Source organism: Collinsella sp. AF18-8LB (assembly GCF_003459795.1).
Classification (GTDB): Bacteria; Actinomycetota; Coriobacteriia; order Coriobacteriales; family Coriobacteriaceae; genus Collinsella.
Genome location: NZ_QRWU01000007.1, coordinates 25,136 through 45,641 on the forward strand (window position 1 = coordinate 25,136; position 20,506 = coordinate 45,641).

13 protein-coding genes and 1 tRNA gene are annotated in these 20,506 nt (G+C 59.4%); 6 read left to right on the forward strand and 8 right to left on the reverse strand.

Features of this window, described 5'->3' with window-relative positions:
* Positions 1 to 3: 3 nt before the first annotated feature.
* From DWX25_RS07375 to DWX25_RS07410, 8 genes are all read right to left on the reverse strand, one after another.
* Entirely contained in the window at positions 4 to 1,221 is a 1,218-nt protein-coding gene (locus DWX25_RS07375) for an NAD-dependent epimerase/dehydratase family protein (RefSeq protein ID WP_117799269.1), read from the reverse strand.
* A 1-nt stretch (position 1,222) separates the two neighbouring features.
* Complete coding sequence (locus DWX25_RS07380; protein WP_117799268.1) at positions 1,223 to 2,281, reverse strand: polysaccharide biosynthesis protein; 1,059 nt, start codon at positions 2,279 to 2,281, stop codon at positions 1,223 to 1,225.
* A 5-nt stretch (positions 2,282 to 2,286) separates the two neighbouring features.
* Positions 2,287 to 3,495, reverse strand: coding sequence for a glycosyltransferase family 4 protein (locus DWX25_RS07385; protein WP_117799267.1), 1,209 nt, complete (start codon positions 3,493 to 3,495; stop codon positions 2,287 to 2,289).
* Positions 3,495 to 4,280, reverse strand: coding sequence for a sugar transferase (locus DWX25_RS07390; protein WP_199412336.1), 786 nt, complete (start codon positions 4,278 to 4,280; stop codon positions 3,495 to 3,497). Before DWX25_RS07390 ends, DWX25_RS07385 begins: the two co-directional genes overlap by 1 nt.
* Positions 4,281 to 4,335: 55 nt before the next feature.
* Entirely contained in the window at positions 4,336 to 4,881 is a 546-nt protein-coding gene (gene loaP / locus DWX25_RS07395; protein WP_233505265.1) for an antiterminator LoaP, read from the reverse strand.
* A 783-nt stretch (positions 4,882 to 5,664) separates the two neighbouring features.
* Positions 5,665 to 5,740, reverse strand: a tRNA-Ala gene (locus tag DWX25_RS07400).
* A 69-nt stretch (positions 5,741 to 5,809) separates the two neighbouring features.
* Positions 5,810 to 6,457, reverse strand: a complete 648-nt coding sequence (locus DWX25_RS07405; protein WP_117799264.1) for a thiamine diphosphokinase — start codon at positions 6,455 to 6,457, stop codon at positions 5,810 to 5,812.
* 3 nt (positions 6,458 to 6,460) lie between these two features.
* A complete protein-coding gene (locus DWX25_RS07410) occupies positions 6,461 to 7,150 on the reverse strand; it encodes an HAD family phosphatase (RefSeq protein ID WP_117799263.1) in 690 nt (229 codons plus the stop codon).
* A 331-nt stretch (positions 7,151 to 7,481) separates the two neighbouring features.
* On the opposite strand from DWX25_RS07410, the gene glgB reads away from it, so the two are divergent.
* The 6 genes from glgB to DWX25_RS07440 all read left to right on the forward strand — a co-directional run bounded on the left by glgB (position 7,482) and on the right by DWX25_RS07440 (position 20,454).
* Entirely contained in the window at positions 7,482 to 9,743 is a 2,262-nt protein-coding gene (gene glgB, locus DWX25_RS07415) for a 1,4-alpha-glucan branching protein GlgB (RefSeq protein WP_117799262.1), read from the forward strand.
* A 94-nt stretch (positions 9,744 to 9,837) separates the two neighbouring features.
* Positions 9,838 to 12,264: a glycogen/starch/alpha-glucan phosphorylase gene (locus DWX25_RS07420; RefSeq protein WP_117799261.1), complete on the forward strand. Its 2,427-nt coding sequence runs from the start codon at positions 9,838 to 9,840 to the stop codon at positions 12,262 to 12,264.
* A gap of 106 nt (positions 12,265 to 12,370) precedes the next feature.
* Complete coding sequence (locus tag DWX25_RS07425) at positions 12,371 to 13,519, forward strand: glucose-1-phosphate adenylyltransferase (protein ID WP_117799260.1); 1,149 nt, start codon at positions 12,371 to 12,373, stop codon at positions 13,517 to 13,519.
* A 4-nt stretch (positions 13,520 to 13,523) separates the two neighbouring features.
* The gene (glgD, locus tag DWX25_RS07430; RefSeq protein WP_099431724.1) at positions 13,524 to 14,651 is read left to right on the forward strand and encodes a glucose-1-phosphate adenylyltransferase subunit GlgD; all 1,128 of its coding nucleotides are present in this window, start codon (positions 13,524 to 13,526) and stop codon (positions 14,649 to 14,651) included.
* Positions 14,652 to 14,741: 90 nt separating this feature from the next.
* A complete protein-coding gene (gene glgA / locus DWX25_RS07435) occupies positions 14,742 to 16,940 on the forward strand; it encodes a glycogen synthase GlgA (RefSeq protein ID WP_199412337.1) in 2,199 nt (732 codons plus the stop codon).
* Between the two features lie 217 nt (positions 16,941 to 17,157).
* A complete protein-coding gene (locus tag DWX25_RS07440; protein WP_117799259.1) occupies positions 17,158 to 20,454 on the forward strand; it encodes a 4-alpha-glucanotransferase in 3,297 nt (1,098 codons plus the stop codon).
* Positions 20,455 to 20,506: the final 52 nt, after the last annotated feature.

A 20,506-nucleotide genomic window follows, 5' to 3' on the forward strand; every position in this document is an offset into this window, starting at 1 on the left:
CGGCTAGACCTCCTCGTAGTAAGTGTCGGGGTTCTCGGGGTCAAATGGCTCGTTGGCCCACATGACCGTCACGAGGTCCTCGGTGTCGGACAGGTTAGTGATGGAGTGCGTGTAGCCGGGGATCATCTCCACGGCGCACATGTCCGAACCCGAGACAATGTACTCGTCGACGGGGAACGGGTTTCCATCGGAGTCCTCCCCCACCTTCCTCAGCTTGATGCTCGCGGTGCCGGAGACCACCAGGAACCTCTCCCACTTACTCATGTGCCAGTGGTTGCCCTTGGTGATGCGGGGCTTGGACACGTTGATCGACACCTGGCCGCGCTCGGGCGTGCGCAGGAACTCGGTGAACGAGCCGCGATCGTCGGTGTTGGGCTTGAGGCCGTAGGCGAAGTGCCCCGGCTCGTAGTAGGACAGGAACGTGCTCCAGAGCTTCTTGGAGAAGGAACCCTCGGATAGATCGGGCACGGAGAGCGTCTCGCGGCTGTCTCGGAAGCTGTCCAGCAGGTAGACGATCTCGCCCAGGGTCTTCACGTCAGTTTTCGGGACGTAGCAGAACCCGTCGCCCACGACGCGCTCGAGGCCCTCGTAGCCGCAGCGGTGCTCCTCCCCCAGCAGGGCGCCCAGCATCTCGTCGACGAGGTCGTCGATGTAGAGGAGCTCCAGCTCCACCGAGGGGTCGTTCACGGTGTAGGGGCGGCCGTTGGCGATGGCGTCGCAGAAGGTCGCCACGGCGGAGTTGTAGCGCGGGCGGCACCACTTGCCGTAGAGGTTGGGGAAGCGGTAGATGAGCACGGGCGCCCCGGTCCTCTCGGAGTACGCCCGGAACAGGCCCTCCCCCGCGAGCTTCGACTCGCCGTATACGGAGCCCTCGAAGCGGCCGGTGAGGCTCGCCTGCGCGGAGCTGGAGAGCATGACGGGGCACGTGTTGTCGTGGCGCTCGAGCGTCTCGAGCAGCGTGGAGGCGAACCCGAAGTTGCCCTCCATGAACTCGGACTGGTCCTCGGGGCGGTTGACGCCGGCCAGGTTGAAGACGAAGTCGGCGCGGGAGCAGTAGACGTCCAGCTCCCCGGGGGACGAGTCGACGTCGTACTCCATGACCTCGAGCGGCAGGAGGGGCTGATACTTGGACCTACGGTCCTTGCCGTCGCGGATGTTCTTCAGCGCGCAGCAGAGGTTCCTCCCCACGAAGCCCCTGGCGCCGGTGACGAGGACGCGCACCCTACTGCACCGCCTCGTGCTCGCGGCCCTCGAGCGCCAGCTGCACGTACTCGGCGGTCTTGATCTTGGCGATGGTGCCCTCCACGTCGAGCCTCTCGGTGTTGTGGGAGGTGTAGGACTCGTCGGCCTGGGTCTCCACCTCGCCGTCCACGACGAACTTGTCGTAGTTCAGGTCTCGCGAGTCGCAGGCGACGCGGTAGTAGCCGCCCATGTCCTCGGCGCGCAGGCGCTCCTCGCGGGTCATGAGGGTCTCGAAGAGCTTCTCGCCGTGGCGGGTGCCGATCACCTGCGTACCCACGCGGCCGAAGACCTCCTGCACGGCCTCGGCGAGGTCGCCGATGGTGGAGGCAGGGGCCTTCTGGATGAACAGGTCGCCGGGGTTGGCGTGCTCGAAGGCGAACTGCACCAGGTCGACCGCCTCGTCCAGGTTCATGAGGAAGCGGGTCATGTTGGGGTCGGTGACCGTGAGCGGCTCCCCTTTTCGGATGCGGTCGATGAACAGCGGGATGACTGAGCCGCGCGAGCACATGACGTTGCCGTAGCGGGTGCAGCAGATGGTGGTGCGGCCGGCTCCGTTTCGGGCGTTAGCGTAGATGATGGACTCCATCATGGCCTTGGACTTGCCCATGGCGTTGATGGGGTATGCGGCCTTGTCGGTGGACAGGCACACGACGCGGTCGACGCCCTCGTCGATGGCGGCGTGCAGCACGTTGTCCGTGCCGATGACGTTGGTGCGCACGGCCTCCATGGGGAAGAACTCGCAGGAGGGCACCTGCTTCAAGGCGGCGGCGTGGAAGATGTAGTCAACGCCGTGCATGGCGTCGCGCACGCTCTGGGCGTTGCGGACGTCGCCGATGAAGAAGCGCACCTTGGAGGCGAGCTCCGGAGACTTCTCCTGCAGGCGGTGGCGCATGTCGTCCTGCTTCTTCTCGTCGCGCGAGAAGATGCGGATCTCGGCCAGGTCGGTGTTCATGAAGTGCTTGAGCACGGTGTTGCCGAACGAGCCGGTGCCTCCCGTGATCATCAGGGTCTTGTCTTTGAAAGTGGAATTGCCAGACATGTTTTTTATTCCTCCATTAGTTCCGCGAGAAGGCTCTCGAGCTTGTCAAAGAACAGCTTCTTTGTGAAATGACGTTCGTAATAAGACTTCGCATTAATGCCAAGTCGGGTAGAGTCGGGCAGGGTGGCGAACTTGAATGCAATCTGCGCAAGTCCAACTGCATCCTCGATATCGCAGCAAAAGCCGCAATTTGCATCATCGATAACGCGCTTGGTTTCTCCTGAAAGCGCAGCTAAAATCGGTTTTCCAGCTGCCATATATGTGGTGACTTTTCGTGGCAACGTATAAGTGGCCATCGGGCTATTTTCGAACGTGACAACCATTGCATCAGACGCACCGTAATATCGAGGCATATCTTCGATTGGCTTGCGACCGTGAAACACGATGTTGCTTAAACCGAGTTCAGCGGCTCTCGATTCACATTGTTCTAAGCGAGACCCCGAGCCAACGACATGGAAAACAATCTTTGGGTTGTTCTGCGCGACATTGGCAGCCTCGACAATTGTTAAAACGGATTGCGCCTGGCCAACATTGCCCGCAAACGTCAAATTGATTTTTGTCGGCTCATATCCTTCGCAGGAACATTTAACGCAGTTAGAAAAAGCATCGTCAGCGTATTGGGGCAGGTATGCTGAAGCTTCCCGATCAATTCCCAGACTATTTGTGAAGTACTCGTCAAACAAAGGAGAAGTAACGGCAATACGATCGGCCTGCTTATAAATCTTCTTTGAGACGGCAGTCATCCACTTGTAGGGCAGCGAGCTTTCTGAAAAACCACCAGCCGTAAGGCTTACGGGCCATAAGTCAAAGCAATACAAAAGCATCTTTTTATGATGCTTACGGGCATAAACAAGTCCCGGATCAACTTGCATAACGGGAGAGAACTGATATCCGAGAACAACATCAAATTCTTCATCGAGCGTTCGGGCGAGCTGGTTTGCGTTATGCCAGAAAGATATATAGTTTTTTACGCGATTTAGCGCACCCGTTTTTCGAGGCTGCAAGCTGGCGCGATAGATCATTACACCGTTATGTTGCTCGATTCGCCTGCCTTTATCCTTGTACTCTTCGGGAATGTCAGAGTTTGGCATTCCAGTATTCGGCAAACCGGTAATAACGGAGACGCTATGCCCCCTTTTGACGAGCTCTTCGCATACATCGGAAGTGTTAAAAGGCTCAGGCCAATAATGCTGACAGACAACGAGTATCTTCATTAACGAGCACCATCGCCCGTACTCACGACGCCAAGCGTCTTAAGCATGATCGTAATATCCATCTTGATGTTTCTCGTCTTGATGTACTCAAGGTCAAACATGACCTTCTCACTTGGAAGCAAGTCATAGCCGCCCGTTACCTGGGCAAGACCAGAAATGCCCGGGCGGACCATAGTGCGGTAATGCCATCCGTGAATGCGCTTCTCAAACTCACTGCAGAAAGCAGGACGCTCCGGACGCGGACCGATAAGACTCATATCGCCCTTAAAGACATTCCAAAACTGCGGAATCTCATCTAGGCGGGTCTTGCGCATAAACTTGCCAAATGGCGTTACGCGCGGATCTTCGTCCTGAGCCCACTGGGCACCACGAGATTCAGCATCGGTATACATGCTGCGGAACTTATAGATATTAAAGACCTTGCCATCTTTGCCAACGCGACGCTGCGCATAAATGACGGGTCCTTCGGATTCACTCTTAATCTTGACTGCGATAGCAGCCATCGGAATCGCGAGAATAATGAGAGCGCATCCGCATGAGACAACATCGAAAGAGCGCTTGATAAAGCGGTAGAAGAGTCTACCGTTAACAACGGGTTCTTCAAGTTCAATGATGTCGTCACCGGGCAACAACTTTTCAAGCACGTCAGCAGGGATACCGTTCTCCGACAGCTTAGGCTCATGCTTTCCGACGTTGTTAAGCTTTGCAGCCTCGCGCCTGTCCTCAAGCGTAACAGCAAGAGCTGCTGCATCCTCCATTTGATTATTTTGCACGTTCTCTTCCAACACTACGTCCCCGCCCACGGAGATCCTCCCTGTTCCGTTAAACAGTCGCCTGCAGCTAGGCGATCGCCTTTTTAAGTTTGCGCATCACACGCTGCTCGGCCGAAAGCACAGCGAGGCCAACGCGCGTAGTTACGCGTCGGCCGCACAAGTCGAGCTCCAAATAAGCAGTGCTCTTGCGTCTGTTAATGGTTTTGATAAGGCCCTCGTGGCCCAACAGCGGACCAGCCGTCACTATGACCTGGTCACCGTCTTTTAGGGCCTCGCTCATGGGCACAACGCGGTCTCCCCTATGCGTAAAGCCGCCAATAAGCTGGACCTCTTCTTTTGCCAGCGGCACAAACTGACCGTCCTGGGATAACACCCTGGCAAAGTCGTCCATGCGCAGCAGATACTGTTGCACGGTGCGGGGATCTGCCGTTTCGCAGATAAGATAACCGGGAAAGAGCGGCTTGGTCGTATTGACCCATTCGCCGTGTACTTTGATCTCGGTTTGAAATTGGGGATAAAAGAGCTCCTGCATGGCACCAGCCGGCACCATACGCTCAATGCGCTCGCGCATTACGTCTTCGCGACCGTTAATGACCTGGATTACATACCACACGAGCACCACCCCCTTGCTGTCTTACGTGTGGCTCACGGGGTTTGGGTATGGCTTCGCCAGGGCGCTTGTGCGCGAAGGCGCTCCATATTCAAACCCTGAGCCCAGTTAGACAAGCACGTGGCTCTGCCCCACCGTGAACGGTATGTATAAAAGCAGTGCTAAGGTTACAGGCACGTATCGTAAGAATGCCTACAACCTCAGCTGGCTGCGTGCGAGCCAATCAAGCGGATACAAAACTGGACCGCACGCAAACAGCTGAAGGACTGCTGTTTTGTCATCACAATGTATTGCACTGTCCAATGCGAGCTTAAAAATAGCCACAAAAAGCAAGTGCAAAACGCACATGACAATCGATATTGGAGCTCGTGGTGTTTCTGGCACCGCCGTTACGGCCGGATGCTGATCGACCCTGCACTATGTGGCTTGTTGGAGCCGTAATCACAGTTGAACTCATGTAACGTTAGGTATCCTAGCACAAGCTGTTAGTGAAACTGATTTAAGCTGCGTTGGACAACATATCGTTCATTTGACGTGCTTAAGGGGGTTGTTTTGGGATGTTGTTCACGTTGGCGCAGGTTATTGGGGTGCTGGCAATTATTGGGAGCGTTCCTGAAGCCCAACTGGAGCAGCGAGCTGCATTGGTAATTGCGTTTGGATAACAAACTATGTACAGACATGGGAAATAAATTGTGCAACTTTTGATGGCGTAGGTGGGGTTTGTGGCGTGTGGTGTTTTCATATGAAAAAAGGCCTTCGGAATACCGAAGACCTTTCCATTCACGATGGTGGAGACGAGGGGGATCGAACCCCTGACCTCTTGACTGCCAGTCAAGCGCTCTCCCAGCTGAGCTACGCCCCCGTGACGAGGAGATACTATAGGGGAAGACTTTCTTTGATGCAAGGACTTTTTGAGTCAGATTCTAAATGCCTATCGATATTGGTAAGCGATGGCGGTGCCGGCGTGGACTTGGATCGTGGCTGTTGACCTGACGACGTTGCTGATACCCGTATCGGCCAACAGGTCCAGGGGGCTGTGGTCTAGCTCCCACTCTAGACCGTGTTCGCTTACCTCAGTTTTGGGAGCAACGGCGATGATGGAGAACGTCTTGCCTTCGGCGCCCTCGATGGTCCACGACTCACCTGCGTGAAGAATGCGGGCGACTACCTTGTCCTCAGCAATCCAGACTGGGGCGTCTTCATAGCCTGCGAGCAGGCCCAGTACGGAAAGCGCCATGTCGGGACGGCCGCCAGTGGCGCAGGTCGCAACCACTTCGGCACCCGGCCAGCGACGGCGGACGGAATCGAGCGCCAGCGCCAAATCGGTATAGTCCTTGTACGGGTTGTGGCGCTCAACTTCAAAGTCGGTGGCGGCATCGACCAACGCACGACCAGCGTCGCTCACCGTATCGGCATCCCCCACATACACGTCGCAGCCCAGACCGGCGCTCAGCAGCGCGTCGAGTCCGCGGTCCACGGCGACAATGTGATCGCACTCCTCTGCTAGCCTACGCAACAAATCCGCGCTCGCAACCACGGGCGAGCCGCAGACCACTAATACCTTGCAAGCCACAGCCATCGCCTATCCCTCAAACGCAAGCACGCGGGCCAGGTCCAGGTCCTCATAGCTATCGATAAAGATATCGCAGTTGTCGCGGACCTCGTCGCGCTCCATGCGGCCTTCCGCATCATAAATACCCACGCGCTTAAAGCCGGCGACCCCAGAGCTTTTTAGCCCAAAGACGGCGTCCTCAAACACCCACGCGCGCTCAAACTTGTGCCCGTGGCGCTCCTCTAGGCGGCGCAGCGCCAGCTCGTATACGTCAGGGAACTGTTTGGAGCGCCCCGCCTCGCCCGTCGTGGTAACAAACTCCATGTAAGCGTCGAGCCCGGCACCAGCGAGCGCGGACTGCACCAGCTCGGCCGGCGTGGACGTAGCCACACACATGGCAATGTCCGCTGCCTTCGCCTGCTCCAAAAATGCCAGGAGCCCCTCGCGCGGCGGCACCTTGGAGTAGCCATCGATCAGAATGTCACTCAGCTCGCGATAGAGCTCCTCGCCATTCGCGCCAATGCCCCAGGTGTCGTGGTAGGCCTGGCACTCGTCCTCGAGCGACAAATGCTCAAACTGGGCAAAATCGTCGACCGTCACATCAACTCCGTGGCGATGCAATAACTCGGGCTGGGCATAGGCCCAAACGGGGGTGCTATTAACCAGCGTGCCGTCGCAATCGAAAATAAAAGCGACATTGTGAGCGGCGGTCTGGGACATAAACGAACCTTTCGATGTCAAATGGTAAACAACCTGCTAAAAACGTTTTACCAAACGTCAAACTAACAATCTTGAAACCCTAATTGGTAAAACTGTCAAGAGTTTTACCACTGCAATTCTGTCAGTGGTCTAAACATGGCGCTCGCCGATTAAACGCCGCCGCAAATCCACTTTTCTCCATAAAAGTAACGAACAGGTGTTATCGTATTTCGTGCCGAAAGTTCCACCGAGCACGCGAGGTGGAATGAATCATAGAACTATCGCCGTCCCTTCGATTCGTGCAGCCTTGGACCTTTCGCATCTAGTCACCAAGGCAACATGCTGCCGTGTCATGATGGGATCAAACGTGAGCGATACAAAGCTAAAGCCAACGGCCAAAAAGCCCGCTACCCGTAAAGCCGCCCCGCACGCACCGGAGCTCTCTAAGGACGATGTCTATCTGTTTGGCATCGGTACGTGGGAGCGCAGCTGGGAAAAGATGGGCGCGCACCCCGACACGCAGAACCGTACGCGCGGCTGGCGCTTTTGCGTTTGGGCGCCCGATGTAAAGAGCGTGCATGTCATTGGCGAATTTAACGACTGGGATGAGGAAGCCAACCCGCTGGTGCCCGTGCATACGAGCGCTATTTGGGAAGGCTTTATTCCTGGCGCAGAACAAGGTCAGCTCTATAAGTATCTCATTGAGACCAACGAGGGCGAGAAGCTCTACAAGGCCGATCCGTACGCCTTCAAGGCCGAGTGCCCTCCGGGAACGGCAAGCGTGCTGTGGACCCTCGATGGCTACAAGTGGAACGACGCCGCATGGCTCAAGCGCCGCGCCAGTCATAACCACATGTCGCAGCCCCTTAACATCTACGAGGTGCATATTGGCTCGTGGAAGCGCCACGGCGACGCGCCACAGGGCGAGCCGGACGAGTACGGCAACTACCCCGGTCCCATGGACCCCTTCCCCGCGCAGCGCGGCGAGTTCTACACCTACGACGACCTGTCGGTGGAGCTCGTGGACTACGTGCACGACATGGGCTACACGCATATCGAGGTCATGCCGCTTATGGAGCATCCCTTCGATGGCTCCTGGGGCTACCAGACGACCGGCTACTATGCCGCCACGTCGCGCTATGGCGACCCGCAGCAGCTCATGCACTTTATCGATGCGTGCCACGAGGCTGGCATCGGCGTGATCATGGACTGGGTGCCCGGCGGTTTTTGCGCCGACTCCCACGGCCTTGCCACCTTTAACGGCCACATGCTGTTTGAGCACGAGATTCACCCCAATTGGGGCACGCACAAGTTCGACTTCGCCCGTGGCGAGGTCCGCTCCTTCCTGGTTTCCAACGTGCTGTACTGGCTCGAGAACTTCCACGTAGATGGCATTCGCATGGACGGTGTGTCCAGCATGCTGTACCTCAACTTTGGCATCGACGACCCCGGTCAAAAGAAATTCAACAAGTACGGTACGGAGGAGGACCTGGACGCCAGCGCTTTTATCCGCCAGGTCAACTGCGCCGTGGAGGCGCACTACCCCGACGTGATGATGATGGCCGAGGAGTCCACCGCGTGGCCGCTCGTGACCTATCCGCCGCAGGACGGCGGCCTGGGCTTCCACTACAAGTGGGACATGGGCTGGATGAACGACACCCTGCACTACATGCAGACCGATTTTCCGTGGCGCCCCGGCAACCACGGGCTGCTTACGTTCTCCATCATGTATGCCTTTACCGAGAACTTCATTTGCCCGCTGAGCCACGATGAGGTCGTGCACGGCAAGTGCTCCCTTATCGGCCGCATGCCGGGCGACTGGTGGCGCCAGTTTGCCGGCCTGCGCACGCTTGCCTTCTACCAGATGACGCACCCCGGTGCCAAGCTCAACTTTATGGGCAACGAGATCGGCCAGTTTATCGAGTGGCGCTACTACGAGTCCATCCAGTGGTTCCTGACCGAGGAGTATGAGACCCACCGTCATCATCAGGCGTTTATCAAGGCGCTCAACCACCTGTACACCGCCGAGCCCGCTCTGTACGAGCGCGGCTACACCGACGACGGCTTTACCTGGATCGACGCGGACAACTCCAAGCAGTCCATCGTGAGCTTTGTGCGTCAGGGCGAGGACATCGATGACGACCTGGTGATCCTGATCAACTTTGACCCGGCGAGCTACGAGAGCTTCCGCGTGGGCGTGCCGCGCGAGGGTGACTGGGAGGTCATCTTTGACTCCGACCGTCCCGAGTTTGGCGGCAGCGGCTATGCCGGCGTGGAGCCCTACACCTGCTCGAGTGAGCCCTATCCCTGGAATGGGCAGATGGACTCCATTGAGATTAAGGTTCCCGGCCTGGCAGGCGTGGTGCTTAAGCGCCGCGGTCCCAGCAGCTACAAGCCGCCGGTGGTTGAGGAGCCCAAGACTGCGCCCAAGAAGCGCACGTCCTCGGTGAAGCCCAAGGCCGCGGCTGCTAAGAAGGCTCTGGCTAAGGCAAAGGCTGCTAAGCCCGCTGCCAAGGCTTCGACCAAGTCCGCCACGGCCAAGAAGGCAACTGCCAAAAAGGCTGCTCCCAAGGCCAAGACAGGCGCCGTTAAGGCATCTGGCAAGGACGCGTAACAAAGCCGTTACCGCTGTAATTACCCGCCCCGTCGGGGCGTAGGATGTAAGTCATAACCGTTCCGGGGGAACCGTCCCCGGGGGAAAGGAACGTATGAATAAGATCTTCGCCAACAAGCAGGAGTTTACCGAGCTCTATCGCGATGCCGTCATGAGCATCAGCGGCAAGAGCGTCGAGGCCGCCAGCGACCTGGACCGCTTTAACGCCCTGGCCAAGCTCGTGGCCGAGAAGGCGCGCACTGTCGCCACCAAGAGCGACGCCCGCGTCACCGCCGAGGGCAAGAAGCGTGTGTACTACTTCTCGATCGAGTTTTTGATCGGCCGCCTGCTCGACAACTACCTGCTCAACTTTGGCGTGCGCGACATGGTCGCCGAGGCGCTCGACGACATGGGCTTTGACCTGTCCGTCATCGAGAACCAGGAGCCCGATCCGGCACTGGGCAACGGTGGCCTGGGCCGTCTGGCCGCGTGCTTCCTGGATTCCATGGCAGCCGAGGGCATTGCCGGCTACGGCAACGGCATGCGCTACCGCTACGGCCTGTTTAAGCAGGAGATTGTTAACGGTAGCCAGGTCGAGACCACTGACGAGTGGCTCACCCACGGCTATCCCTGGGAGGTCCGTCGTCAGGACAAGGCCGTGACCATCAAGTTTGGTGGCCGCGTTGAGGGCTTTGAGGAGGACGGCCGCACGTTCTACCGCACGGTGGATACGCAGGACATCCTGGCCGTTCCTTACGATATCCCCGTGGTGGGCTATGCCGGCGAGACCGTCAACAAGCTGCGCGTCTGGGCCGCCGAGCCGGTCGAAGAGCACTTTGACCTGGAGGCCTTCAACCGTGGCGACTATGCCCTGGCCGATGCCGAGCGCGCCGAGGCCGAGGCCATCAGCGCCATCCTCTACCCCAACGACGCCGGCGAGCACGGCCGTCTGCTGCGCCTGAAGCAGGAGTACCTGTTTGTCTCTGCCGGCATCTACAGCCTGCTCGACACCTTTGAGAAGGAGCACGGCGTGAACTGGGAGCTGTTGCCGCAGTTTGTTGCCATCCATACCAACGACACGCACCCCGCCATGTGCGGCCCCGAGCTCATGCGCATCCTCATCGACGAGAAGAAGCTCGAGTGGGACGACGCATGGAACATCGTGACGCAGGTCGTGAGCTACACCAACCACACCATCCTGCCCGAGGCTCTGGAGAAGTGGCCCATCGGCACGTTCTCCAAGCTCCTCCCCCGCGTGTACCAGATCATCGACGAGATCAGTCGCCGTTGGCACGAGTCGTTCGACACCACGAAGGAGGGCTGGCAGGAGCGTCTGCGCCAGACCGCCATTCTGTGGGACGGCGAGATTCGCATGGCCAACCTGTCCGTGATCTGCAGCCATAGCGTCAACGGCGTGGCCAAGATCCACTCCGACATCATCAAGAACATCGTGCTCAAGGACTTCTATGCCCTGACGCCCGAGAAGTTCAACAACAAGACCAACGGCATCTCGCACCGTCGCTTCTTTGCCGAGGCCAACCCCACCTATGCCAAGCTCGTGACCGATGCCATTGGCGATGGCTGGCTCAAGGACGCCTTTGAGCTGGAGAAACTAAAAGAGTTCCAGAACGACACCGAGTTCCTGAAGGCCGTGGGTGCCTCCAAACGCGCCAACAAGGAGCGTCTGGCCGCCTACGTTAAGGCCGAGACCGGTCTGGTCATTGACCCCAACACCGTCTTCGACGTTCAGGTAAAGCGCTTCCATGCCTACAAGCGCCAGCTCATGAACATCATGAAGGTGATGGACATCTACAACCGTCGCATCGCCGATCCCAACTTCCACGTGACGCCTACGACCTTCATCTTTAGCGGCAAGGCAGCCTCGAGCTACACCTTTGCCAAGGAGACCATCCGCCTCATTAACTCCGTGGCCGACGTCATCAACAATGATGCACGCGTCAACGAGGTCATGAAGGTCTGCTTTATCCCCAACTTCCGTGTGAGCAACGCCCAGCTCATCTACCCCGCCGCCGAGATCTCGGAGCAGATCTCCACGGCCGGCAAGGAGGCCTCGGGCACGTCCAACATGAAGCTCATGATGAACGGCGCCATTACGCTGGGCACCCTCGACGGCGCCAACATCGAGATCGCCGACCTGGCCGGCCGCGAGAACGAGGCCATCTTTGGCCTGACCGCCCCCGAGGTCGAGCAGCTCTGGGCATCGAACAGCTACTTTGCTTGGGATACGCTCAACAACGATCGCGAGCGTCTGGGCCGCGTGATGGACGAGCTCAAGGACAACACCTTTGCGGGTCTTTCGGGCAACTTCGAGAGCATCTACAACGAGCTTATGAACAACAACGATCCCGACCTGGTCATGGCCGACTTCCGCAGCTACGTGGATGCGTGGGAAAAGCTCACTGGCAGCTACGGTGACCAGGAGACCTGGAACCGCAAGGCCCTGCTCAACACCGCCTCGAGCGGCTGGTTCTCGAGCGACCGTACCATTCGCGAGTACCGCGACGAGATCTGGCACGCGTAAAGGCGCGCGACTCCCCTTTGCCGCACGGCATTACTCGACGGGCGCGACCGAGCGCCGCGCCCGTCGCTAATGGGTTTAGGAACATCGATGACAGAAGGAGAGATCGATGAGTAAGAAAGAATGCATCGCGATGCTCCTCGCGGGAGGACAGGGCAGCCGATTGGGGGCACTTACCCAAAAGATCGCCAAGCCGGCGGTTAGCTTTGGTGGTAAGTTTCGCATTATCGACTTCTCTCTGTCCAACTGCTCCAACTCGGGCATCGACACGGTGGGCGTTCTGACGCAGTATCGCCCCTACCTGCTGCATGCCTATGTGGGCTCTGGCGAGGCGTGGGATCTGGACAGCCGCGACGGTGGCGTGTCGATCCTGCCGCCGTACGAGACGCAGACCGGCGGCGCCTGGTATGCGGGCACGGCCGACGCCATTACGCAGAACCTCGACTACATCAAGGCCAACGACCCCAAGTACGTCCTGATTCTTTCGGGCGATCACCTGTATCGCATGGACTACCGCAAGATGCTCAAGACGCACATTGAGAACAACGCCGACCTCACGGTGAGCGTTATGCCCGTGCCGTGGGAGGAGGCCAGCCGCTTTGGCATCCTGACCACCGACCCCGAGGACGGCCGCATCACCAAGTTCACCGAGAAGCCCGAGAAGCCCGATTCGAACCTCGCGTCCATGGGCATCTACATCTTCTCGGCCGACGTGCTGATCGCTGCGCTCGAGGAGGACGCTCTGGACCAGCGCTCGAGCCACGACTTTGGCAAGGACATCATCCCCAAGCTGCTCGGCGAGAATAAGCGCCTGTACAGCTACGAGTTCCACGGCTTTTGGAAGGATGTTGGCACCATCGCCAGCTTCCACGAGACCTCGATGGACCTGCTGGGCAACAACCCCGAGTTCGATCTGTTTGACAAGAACTTCCCCATCATGTCCAACATCACCACGCGTCCGCCGCACTACATTGGCCCGGACGGCCGCCTGGACGACTGCCTGGTCTCCAACGGCTGCAAGATCTACGGCACCGCTCGCCACTCGATCCTTTCGACCGATGTCATCATCGAGGAGCGCGCCGTGGTCGAGGACTCCGTGCTGCTGCCGGGTGCGCACGTTAAGAGCGGCGCGCACATCTGCCGCGCTATTTTGGGCGAGAACTCCACGGTCGAAGAGGGCGTGAAGCTCGGCTCTGTCGATACCACCAAGGATACGGCCGTCGTTGGAAATGACGTCGTTATCGGGAAGGGGGAATGATCCGATGATCAATCGCAAGGCCATCGGTTATATCACCGCTAACTACTCTTCGACCTACGGCAGCGTGCTGCTCAAGGACCGCCCCATCGCGTCCGTTCCGTTTTTGGGCCGCTACCGCCTGATCGACTTTCCGCTGTCCAACATGATGAATGCCGGCATTAAGACCGTCGGCGTCGTCATGCCGGGCAACTACCGCTCGCTGATCGACCACGTGGGCTCGGGCAAGGACTGGGGCCTGGACCGCAAGAAGGGCGGCCTGTTCATGGTCCCCGGCAACGCGTATGGCACCACCAAGGGCGGCATGCGCTTCCTGCTGCGCGACATCATCTCCAACAAGACGCTGTTCCAGCGCTCGGAGAAGCCCTATGTCGTGATGATGGGCACCAACATCATCTTTAACATGGACCTCAACACCATCATCGAGGCGCACGAGAACTCCGGTGCCCAGATGACCGTGGTGTACTGCAAGGCCACGCGCAACGTTGATGACGAGACCAAGCTCGAGATTAACGAGAACGGCCGCCTGACGGGCGTCAGCGCCGGCGTCGTGTACGGCGACAACGCCTCTATGGACTGCTGCATCGTCAACCGCGAGACGCTGCTCGAGATTATCGACCACTACCAGGCCGCCGACTATCTGGACCTGCTCGAGGCACTCCAGGGCGACTTTGGCAACATCGACGTGTGCAGCTACGAGTACAAGGGCGAGGTCGTGGGCGTGTTTAGCGAGAAGTCGCTGTATCGCCGCAGCATGGACCTGCTCGACCAGACCGTCGCCGACCAGCTCTTCGATCCCGAGCGCCCGATCCTGACCAAGGCTCACGACGTGCCGCCTTCGCGCTATGCGACCGGCAGCCACGCGTGCAACTCGATCATCTCAGCCGGCTGCATCATCAAGGGCACCGTGCGCAATTCGATCCTGTCGCGCGGCGTCGTGGTCGAGGAAGGTGCGTCGGTGACCAACTCGATCATCAACCAGAGCTGCATCATCAAGAGCGGCGCCCGCGTCGAGAATGCCATTCTGGACAAGAACAACGTGGTTCCCACCAACACCGAGCTTCGCGGCACACCCGAGAACATCCTGGTGCTGGGCAAGGCTCCGTTAACTTCCGACACCACCATCGTACGTTAACGTTGGTACCGCAACATCGCTCGTAACATGTAGAATAGCCGCCCGGTTAGCGCCAGGCGGCTATTCTCGAATTGCAACATAGGAGACAAAATGGCACAAACCAGCAAAAAGATGCAGATCGTGTTTGCCTCGGCCGAGTGCGCACCGTTTGTTAAGACCGGTGGCCTGGGTGACGTGGCGGGCTCGCTGCCCGCGGCGCTTGTGCGCGCCGGCGCCGAAGTTATCGTGATGGTGCCCAAGTACGCCACCATCAAGGACGAGTACAAGGCGCAGATGGAGCACTTCTCCAACTTTTACGTGAGCCTGGGCTGGCGCAACGAGTACTGCGGTCTCGAGAAGCTCGAGCACGACGGCGTCACCTATATGTTCATCGACAACGAACGCTACTTTGCGCGCGACTATCCGTACGGCTTCTTTGACGACGGCGAGCGTTTTGCGTTCTTCTCCAAGGCCATCACCGAGAGTCTGCAGCACCTGCCGGCCGGCTTTGAGTGCGACATCCTGCACTGCAACGACTGGCAGACGGCACTGGCGCCCGTGTTTTTGCGCGAGTTCTACCAGGGCTTGCCGCTGTACGACCGCGTCAAGACCGTGTTCTCGATCCACAACGTGGCGTTCCAGGGCCAGTTTAGCGACACCGTGATGGAGGACATCCTGGGTGTGGCGCATATTCCCGCCGCCGCCTCGCAGCTGCGTTGCGACGCCTGCAGCGTCAACTACATGCTGGGCGCGCTGCGCTATGCCGACGCCATCACCACGGTGAGCCCCACCTATGCGGCCGAGATCCAGACGCCCGAGTTTGGCGAGGGCCTGGACGGTGTGCTGCGCGAGCGCTCCTACGCGCTGCAGGGCATCCTGAATGGCATTGATGTGGCGGGCTTTGACCCGGCGACTGACAAGCGCATTGCCGCCAACTACACCGTGGAGGACCGCACCGGCAAGGCCGTGTGCAAGGCCAAGCTGCAGGAAGAGCTGGGGCTCGAGGTGCGCGACGACCGCCCGCTCATGGTGATGGTCACGCGCCTGACGCGCCAAAAGGGCATGGACCTGGTCATGTACGCGCTCGACCGCATTCTGGCCGGCGGCGTTCAGGTGGCCGTGCTGGGCACTGGCGACCGCGACTACGAGGACGGCCTGCGCTACTTCCAACACAAGTACCCCGGCACCATGGCCGCGCGTATCGAGTTTGACCCGGCGCTGTCGCAGCGCATGTACGCCGCCGCCGACATGTTCCTGATGCCTTCGAAGTTTGAGCCCTGCGGTCTGTCGCAGATCATCGCCATGCGCTACGGCACCCTGCCTATCGTGCGCGAGACCGGCGGCCTGAAGGACACCGTGCAGCCGTACAACGAGTTTACCGGCGAGGGCACGGGCTTCTCGTTTAGAAACTTTAACGGAGATGAGATGGGCGACGCGGTGTTCCGCGCGGCGCGCCTGTTCTGGGATAACCGCGACGCTTGGAACCAGCTGGTCACGCAGGCCATGAGCCAGGACTTTAGCTGGACGCGCTCGGCCGACAAGTATCTGGACCTGTACTTCTTTATGCATCCGGAGATCGAGAGGCCGGCGGCTGTTGTGGAGGCTGCGGCTGAGCCCGAGGTTGTGGCCGAGCCCGAGCCCAAGGCCGAGGTCAAGCCGGTTGAGGCTGAGCCCGCAAAGGCCGAGCCTGAGGTGAAGGCTGAGGCTGCTCCTGAGGCAAAGGCCGAGGTCAAGCCGGCTGCAAAGCCTGCAGCTAAGAAGACCACGACCCGCAAGACTACGGCTAAGAAAGTTGGGACGACCAAGGCTACTGCGTCTAAAACGACGGCTGCCAAGACAACAACCACACGCAAGCGCACGACCGCCGCTGCCAAGAAGGCCGCCGAGGCCGAGGCTGCTCCCGAGGTAAAGGCCGAGACTCCCGCCGTTGAGGCCAAACCGGCCGCCAAGGCTCCGGCAAAGACCGCCGCCAAGAAGACGACCACGACCGCCAAGAAGGCAACAGCTGCCAAGACCACCACGCGCAAGCGCAGCACGACGACGACCAGAAAGACCACGACTAAGGCCGCAGCTACCAAGGCAGAGGCTAAGCCCGCCGCCGTCAAAGAGGAGCCCAAGCCCGAGGTAAAGCCCGAGCCGGCACCGAAGGCCGCCGAGGTCAAGGCTAAGACCAAGGCTGCCCCGAAGGCAGAGGCTAAGCCCGAGCCTGCCAAGGAGCCCCCAGTCTCCCCCGCCGCTCCGGCAGAGGAAAAGGCCCCGTCCAAGAAGACGTCCGTCCGCAAGGCCACGGCTGCCCGAAAGCGCCGCTAGCCCACAGACGATCCAAAACCTCATCAAACCCTAAGCAAGGGGCGCTCCAACCGGGCGCCCCTTCTCTGTAGAAAGTGGTAAAACGATTTTCTAGGACAACCGTTCGCCGATGGTAAACGGATGTTGTTTATACACCCTGTGTACAACAGATATACTTACATCCTGCGCGTAAAGCCCATGGCCCGCAGGCCGTGATTCTATTGAACTGGACCGTACTATGAGATTGATACACAACAGCCGTCTGCCGCAGTTTCGCACTCCGTTTGGCGCTGTGACCACTGGAACTTCCGTTTCGCTGTCGGTAATTTTGGAGGATGCCGACCCCAGCCAGGCAACGCTTACCCTGCGTACCTGGGTCGACGAGATCGGGGAAACTCTGTATCCCATGACGCACGAGGGCGACGGCATCTTTACCGCCGAGCTAGAGTGCACCGAGCCCTGTCTTATCTGGTACAGCTTTATATGCAATATCGAGGGCCAGCCCGAGGTCCGCTTGGGCGCACCGCAGGGACGCACCGGCGGCGAGGGCGTAACCTACGACTACGCCGAAGTGCCGTCGTTCCAGATCACCGTCTACAAGCACCGCGAAGTTCGACCCGAGTGGTACGAGCGCGGTATGGTCTACCAGATCTTCCCCGATCGCTATGCCCGCGACGAGCACTGGCGCGAGCGCACGCTGGCCGAGGTCGAAAAGCCGCGTCGCGGCATTCAGCGCCGCATGGTCGAGGACTGGAACGAGCCGCCCGTATACGAGCGCGCCGAGGACGGCTCCATCAAGACCTGGGACTTTTACGGCGGATCGCTCAAGGGCATACAAGAAGACCTGCCTCGCATCGCCGAGCTGGGATTTACAGCCATCTACCTCAACCCTATTTTTGAAGCCGCGAGTAACCACCGCTACGACACCGCCGATTACACAAAGATCGATCCAATTCTGGGCACCGAGCAGGACTTTACTGAGCTGTGCGAGGCGGCCGAGAAGCTGGGCATTTCCATCATTCTCGACGGTGTGTTCAACCACACGGGCGACGATTCGATCTACTTCAACCGCTACGGCAACTACCCCGGCGTGGGCGCGTGGCAGAGCGAGGATTCGCCGTGGCGCGATGCGTTTTATTTCCATGAGGACGGCTCGTACGACTGCTGGTGGGGCGTGGGCAATATGCCCGCCATCAATGAGAGCTCCGAACTGGTACGCGAGCGGCTCCTGGGCAAGGACGGCGTGATCCGTAAATGGCTACGTGCCGGCGCCCATGGCTGGCGTCTCGACGTGGCCGACGAGCTTTCCGATGACTTCCTGGCCGAGATCAAAAAGGCCGTGCTCGCCGAGAAGCCCGACGCGCTGTTGCTCGGCGAAGTCTGGGAAGATGCCTCTAACAAGATCAGCTATGGCCATTTGCGTCGTTACCTGCAAGGATCTGAGCTTGACTCGGCTATGGATTATCCCTTCCGCGACATGGTCATCGGCTTTTTGATGGGCTACAAGAATGCCTTCCAGGCAGCCGAGGATATCGAGACCCTGCGCGAGAATTATCCGCGCGAAGCCCTGTCCTGCGCGCTCAACCTGCTATCGAGCCACGACCGCCCACGCATCATCTCGGTGCTCGGAGGCGGCCCTGACGAGTCGCAGCTACCCGAGTGCGAGCGCAGCAAGTGGCGCCTGGACGAAAACTCGATGGACCTGGCCAAGAGCCGTTTTTGGCTTGCAACGCTCATGCAGATGACGTTCCCCGGCGTGCCTTCGATTTACTATGGCGACGAGTACGGCCTTGAGGGCCTGACCGATCCGGGCAATCGCCGCACGCTGCCTTTAAAGGAAGACCTGCACGACTTCGATACACTCGCCATCCTTAAAAACGCCTCGGCCGTGCGCCGCGCCCTGCCATTTATGGTAGACGGCGAGATCAAGGCCTTCGCGCTCAACGACGAGGTACTAGCCTACACGCGCACCGGTAAAGACGGTGAGGCCGCAACGGTTATCATCAACCGCAGCCTGCGCAATTCGCACCGTGTGACAATTCCGGCGCTCGGCGAATGCGCAAGCGACGTGATCAGCGGCCACGAGTGCGAAATCCACAACGGTACCGTCACACTCGATCTGTATCCGCTGGGGTCGTCGATCATCTATCACCACGCCGAGCAACGTCTACAAGAGCCGCTTGATCACGGCGCGGGTGTCGTGTGCCATATCACCTCGGTGCCCACCGACGATGGCAAGCCCGGTACGATCGGCGCTCCCACACGTCGCTTTATCGACCATCTGGCCGCAATGGGCATGCGCTACTGGCAGGTCCTGCCCGTCAACCCGACGGATTTCTTCCGATCCCCTTACGCCGGTCCCTCGGCCTTTGCGGGCAATATCGATCTGCTGCCCGAAAGCCACGAGGAGCTGGCCGCCGACTTTGTTACCTGGAAGGCTCGCGGCGGTGAGGATGCCGACCCGCTGTACACGGCGTTTAAACATCGCAACGCCGACTGGCTCGAGAAGTACTGCGTTTACATGGCGGTTAAGAAGTACTTTGAGGGCGAGTCGCGCCACGATTGGCCGGCAGATGTCGCGCGCTACAACGAGCATCTGATCGACGACAAGCGTTTCCACGACGAGGCCGAGCTGCAGGCGTACATGCAGTACCGCTTTGACCTGGCCTGGTGCGAGCTTATGAACTATGCGCACAAGAAGGGTATCGAGGTCATCGGCGACATTCCTATGTATGTCTCGGACGATTCGGCCGATGCGTGGAGCGAGCCCGAGAACTTCTGGCTGTCCGATACCGGTAAGGCGATTGAGATTTCCGGTGCGCCGCCCGACAACTTTGCGCCCGAGGGCCAGGTGTGGGGCAACCCGACGTTCCGATGGGACCACATGAAGCAGAACGGCTATAGCTGGTGGATGGATCGCCTGCGTCGCGCGTTCTCGCTCTACGACCGCGTGCGTCTGGATCACTTCCTGGGATTCCACAGCTACTTTAGCATTCCTGCGGGCAAGGACTGCGCCGACGGTCGCTGGCTGGCGGGACCGGGCAAAGACCTGTTCCAGACCGCCTACGATGAGCTGGGTCCGCTCAACTTTATCGCTGAGGACTTGGGCTATCTGACGCCTGGCGTTCGCGCCATGGCTTTGACCTGCGGCTTCCCCGGCATGGACGTGCTGGAGTTTAGCGACTACGACGTCCGTTGCGGCGTGCACCCCACGCCAGGAAAGATCCTGTACACCTCGACGCACGATACGTCGACGTTGGCCGGGTGGTGCACGCGTTCCTTTGCGGACGGCGATGGACCGAGCGGTGTCGAGGTGGCGGCCAAGCTGATGGGCGACGCGCTGGCAAGCGACGCTCCCCTCGTGATGATGCCGCTGCAGGATGTTCTGGGGCTAGGCGACGTCGCGCGCATGAACGTTCCGGGCGTGGCCACGGGCAACTGGACCTGGCAGGCTGACGAGGCCGACGTTGCGGCCGCCGAGGGCAAAACTGCGCAGCTCCTGCGCGACACCCATAGATTCTGGGGCGAGGCGTGATAAAACGCCCGATATAGGGTACAGTACAGACGTTTGAATTTTTGCGGGCAGA